Source organism: Streptomyces sp. FH025 (assembly GCF_017427025.1).
Classification (GTDB): domain Bacteria; phylum Actinomycetota; class Actinomycetes; order Streptomycetales; family Streptomycetaceae; genus Kitasatospora.
This window is the reverse complement of sequence record NZ_JAFLNG010000634.1, coordinates 1-4492: the sequence shown is the minus strand read 5'-3', so window position 1 is coordinate 4492 and position 4492 is coordinate 1. Positions and strand designations below refer to the sequence as shown.

At 71.1% G+C, this 4492-nt stretch carries 5 protein-coding genes; 3 read left to right on the top strand and 2 right to left on the bottom strand.

The features are described 5' to 3' along the window. The first annotated feature begins 163 nt into the window (after positions 1-163). Positions 164-706 (top strand): MOSC domain-containing protein, encoded by a 543-nt coding sequence (locus J0670_RS31010; protein WP_207815154.1) that lies wholly within the window; start codon positions 164-166, stop codon positions 704-706. A gap of 58 nt (positions 707-764) precedes the next feature. On the opposite strand, the gene J0670_RS31005 is transcribed toward J0670_RS31010, so the two are convergent. Then, positions 765-1046 carry a metal-sensitive transcriptional regulator gene (locus tag J0670_RS31005; protein ID WP_207815153.1) on the bottom strand — a complete coding sequence of 94 codons (282 nt, stop codon included), beginning with the start codon at positions 1044-1046 and terminating at the stop codon, positions 765-767. Positions 1047-1170: 124 nt separating this feature from the next. Continuing rightward, complete coding sequence (locus tag J0670_RS31000; protein ID WP_207815152.1) at positions 1171-1485, bottom strand: heavy-metal-associated domain-containing protein; 315 nt, start codon at positions 1483-1485, stop codon at positions 1171-1173. A gap of 282 nt (positions 1486-1767) precedes the next feature. On the opposite strand from J0670_RS31000, the gene J0670_RS30995 reads away from it, so the two are divergent. Both J0670_RS30995 and J0670_RS30990 read left to right on the top strand, forming a co-directional pair. Next, positions 1768-2931 carry a permease gene (locus J0670_RS30995; protein ID WP_207815151.1) on the top strand — a complete coding sequence of 388 codons (1164 nt, stop codon included), beginning with the start codon at positions 1768-1770 and terminating at the stop codon, positions 2929-2931. Positions 2932-3181: 250 nt separating this feature from the next. Beyond that, the coding region (locus tag J0670_RS30990; protein WP_207815150.1) for a cation-translocating P-type ATPase at positions 3182-4492 on the top strand (1311 nt) is incomplete at its 3' end.

The following is a 4492-nucleotide window of genomic DNA, read 5'->3' as shown; positions in this document are numbered from 1 at the left end:
GGAATTGAACCCTTCGGGCGGTTTTCCCGTTGTGGCCCGATAGTACGCTCTCGAACGTCGGCTCCGGAGCTCTACCGCTCCGTCCCGCCCCTGCTCCGGGCGCCCGTCGGGGGTTAGGCTCCGGAGTTGATCGAACAAACGCGTGCGAGGAGGGCCCTGAGACATGAGCGGCACCGTGGTGGCAGTCAGCAGCAATCCCGAGTACTCCTTCAGCAAGCCGAACCGGGAGGGCATCACCCTGCTCACCGGCCTGGGCGTGGAGGGCGACGTGCACGCGGGGGTGACGGTCAGGCACCGCTCGCGCGTCGCCCAGGATCCGACCCAGCCCAACCTGCGCCAGGTGCACCTGATCCACCGGGAGCTGTTCACCGAACTGGCCGAGTCCGGCTTCGAGGTGGCGCCCGGCGCGCTCGGCGAGAACATCACCACCGAGGGTGTCGACCTGCTCGGCCTGCCGGTCGGCGCGGTGCTGCGGATCGGCCCGGAGGCGGAGGTGGAGATCACCGGCCTGCGCAACCCGTGCGCGCAGATCGACGGCTACCGGACGGGGCTGCTGAAGCAGGTCGTCGGGCGCGCGGAGGACGGGACGATCGTGCGCCGCGCCGGGATCATGGGCGTCGTCCGGGCGGGCGGGCCGGTCCGACCCGGGGACGCGATCGAGGTCGAGCTGCCGGAGGGGCCGCACCGGCCGCTCGACCGGGTGTGACGCGTCCCCTGGGGTACCCCCGCCCCGTATGCGCTCCCGGCGTCGTTCGTCGGCCGGGTCAGGAGCGGACGAGGCGGGCGATGGCCTGGTTGGCCTCGCGGATCTTGGCGCCGGCCTCCTGGCCGCCCTCGGCGATGGCATCGCGGACGCAGCACTCGATGTGCTCGTCGAGGAGTTGGAGCGCGAAGGACTGGAGCGCGCGGCTGGCGGCGGAGACCTGGGTGAGGACGTCGATGCAGTAGGTGTCCTGCTCGACCATGCGCTGCAGGCCGCGGATCTGGCCCTCGACGCGGCGGAGCCGCTTGAGGAAGTCGTCCTTGTGGGAGCTGTAGCTGGCCATGGCCGTCTCCGGTTCCTGTGCGGTGAGGAGTGCTCTCACTTTACCGGGGGAGCGGTGGAAGGAGTCGGCCCGGACGCACGGTGAAGTGCGCCCGGGCCGACGGGTGTTCAGCTCGGAGCGGGTGTCAGAGGCGCCCGGCCAGCACGTAGCCGGCCTCCTCGACCGCGGCGGCGACGGCGGCGTCGGTGAGCGCCTCGGTGCTGTCGACGGTGACCTCGCCGCTGCCCAGGTCGACCGCTACCTCGGTGACGCCGCTGACCTTCTTCAGCTCGGCGGTCACCGAGGAGACGCAGTGGCCGCAGGTCATGCCGGTCACGTGGAACACCGCGCGCTGGGCGGAGGTGGCGGCGGGGGCCTCGGCGGAGCCGGTGCCGCACGAGCCGCAGCAGGAGGAGCCCTCGGTGGAGGACGACTCGACGGTGAGGGTGGTCTCGCTCATGGTGTGCTCCTGTCGTCGGTGCGGGCGCCTCCCGGAGTGGTCCGGGCGGCCGCTTCAGTTGCGAACATACCATACCCCCCTAGGGTAATGAGAAGGGTCGAGGGAGGTCGTCGAGGTCGACGTCGGAGTGTGGCCTTCACGGCAGTTGACCATGTGTCAGGCCAGGTCGCCGATCGCCCGCGTCAGAGGTCGGGGGCGGCGCGCCATGCTTCCTGAATACCCTGTACGGGTATATGGTGACCGGCGCTCACCGGAGTCACGCTCTGCGGAAGGCGGACCACCATGCACGCGATCCTGCACGCGCTGTCCATCGCCGGATCGATGACCTGGGAGATCACCTGGGCCCTGATCCTCGGCTTCCTGCTCTCCGCCGTCGTCCAGGCCGTGGTCCGCAAGTCGACCGTGGTCCGGCTGCTCGGCGACGACCGCCCACGTACCCTCGCCGTCGCCTCGCTCCTCGGCGCGGCCTCCTCCTCCTGCTCCTACGCGGCCGTCGCCCTCGCCCGCTCGCTGTTCCGCAAGGGGGCGAACTTCACCGCGGCGATGGCCTTCGAGATCGCCTCGACCAACCTGGTGGTCGAACTCGGCGTCATCCTGGCCCTGTTGCTGGGTTGGCAGTTCACCGCGGCCGAGTTCGTCGGCGGGCCGGTGATGATCCTGCTGCTCGCCCTGCTGTTCCGGCTGCTGCTGCGCGAGCGGCTGCTCCGGGAGGCCCGTGAGCAGGCCGAGTTCGGGCGAGCGGGCTCGATGGAGGGGCACGCGGCGATGGACATGTCGGTGCCGGGGGAGGGTTCCTTCGCCCGCCGGCTGCTCTCCCGGCAGGGCATCACCGCCGTCTCGCACGTCTTCGTGATGGAGTGGGCGGCGATCATCAAGGACCTGGTGCTCGGCCTGCTCATCGCCGGCGCGATCGCCGCCTGGGTGCCCGACTCCTTCTGGCAGGCCTTCTTCTTCGCCGACCACCCGCTGGCCGGCAAGCTGTGGGGCCCGCTGATCGGGCCGCTGGTGGCGATCGCGTCCTTCGTCTGCTCGATCGGCAACGTGCCCCTCGCGGTCGTCCTGTGGAAGGGCGGCATCAGCTTCGGCGGGGTGGTCGCGTTCATCTTCGCGGACCTGCTGATCCTGCCGATCCTGAACATCTACCGGAAGTACTACGGCGCCCGGATGGCCCTCTTCCTGCTCGCCACCTTCTACACGGCGATGGTGCTGGCCGGCTACGTCGTGGAGTTCCTCTTCGGCGGCCTCGGCCTGGTCCCGAACCAGCGGCAGGCCGAGATCCCGATGTCGGGCGTGGAGTGGAACTACACCACCTGGCTCAACATCGCCTTCCTCCTCCTGGCCGCCGCCCTCCTCGCCCGCTTCCTCCGGACCGGCGGCGCCCCCATGCTCCGCACCATGGGCGGCTCCCCGGACCCCGCGCCCCACGACCACCACGACCACCACTGACGCTCGCCCCGATTCGACTGCTGACGGAAGGTGCCGGGCGATCCTCACGGGATCGCCCGGCACCTTCCGTATATGCGGGTGCTGCCCGGTGTGGGGATCGCTGCTCGGAAAGTACCTGCCGGGGGTATGGCTCGGGGCTTGCTCTCGATACCCCATGGGGGTATAAATGAACCCGGCGCTGCACGATACCCCCACAGGGTATGAGGCCGGGCCGGTACGACGAAGCGAGACGACGTCACGAGGAGCAACGATGACTACGCAGGCAGCCGCCTCCGCGGAGGTGGAACTCTCGATCGGCGGAATGACGTGCGCCTCGTGCGCGGCCCGCATCGAGAAGAAGCTCAACCGGATGGACGGCGTCTCGGCCAGCGTCAACTACGCCACCGAGAAGGCGAAGGTCACCTTCGGGGGCGAGGTCGAGGTGGCCGACCTGATCGCCACCGTCGAGGCCACCGGCTACACCGCCGCGCTGCCCAAGCCCCCGGTCGTCGAAGGCCCCGCCGCCGAGCAGGCCGAGCATGCCGGGCCGGCCGACGAACTGGCCCCGCTGCGCCAGCGGCTGATCACCGCGCTGGCCCTCGCCGTCCCCGTGATCGCGATGGCGATGGTCCCCGCGCTGCAGTTCGACAACTGGCAGTGGCTGTCGCTGACCCTCGCCGCCCCGGTGGTCACCTACGCCGCCTGGCCGTTCCACAAGGCCGCGTTCACCAACGCCCGGCACGGCGCGGCCACCATGGACACCCTGGTCTCGCTCGGTACCGGCGCCGCGTTCCTGTGGTCGCTGTGGGCGCTGTTCTTCGGCGACGCCGGGATGCCGGGCATGCGGCACGGCTTCGAGCTCACCATCGCCCGCAGCGACGGCGCCTCCAACATCTACCTGGAGGCGGCGGCCGGCGTCACCGCCTTCATCCTGGCCGGGCGCTACTTCGAGGCCCGTTCCAAGCGCACCGCCGGCGCCGCCCTCAAGGCGCTGCTGGAGCTGGGCGCCAAGGACGTGACGGTGCTGCGCGGAGGAGCCGAGGTCCGCGTCCCGATCGCCGAACTCACGGTGGGGATGCGCTTCGTGGTCCGGCCGGGGGAGAAGATCGCCACCGACGGCGTGGTGGTCGAGGGCGCCTCGGCGGTGGACGCATCGATGCTGACCGGCGAGTCCGTGCCGGTCGAGGTCGGGGTCGGCGACGCCGTCACCGGTGCCACCGTCAACGCCGGCGGCCGGCTGGTCGTCGAGGCCGCCCGGGTCGGCGCGGACACCCAGCTCGCCCGGATGGCCAAGCTGGTCGAGGACGCGCAGAACGGCAAGGCCGCCGCGCAGCGCCTCGCGGACCGGATCTCCGCGGTCTTCGTGCCGATCGTGATCACCCTGGCGGTGGCCACCCTCGGCTACTGGCTGGGCACCGGCGAGGGCTGGACGGCCGCCTTCACCGCCGCCGTCGCCGTCCTGATCATCGCCTGCCCGTGCGCCCTCGGCCTGGCCACCCCGACCGCGCTCATGGTCGGCACCGGCCGCGGCGCCCAGCTCGGCATCCTGATCAAGGGCCCGGAGGTGCTGGAGACCACCCGC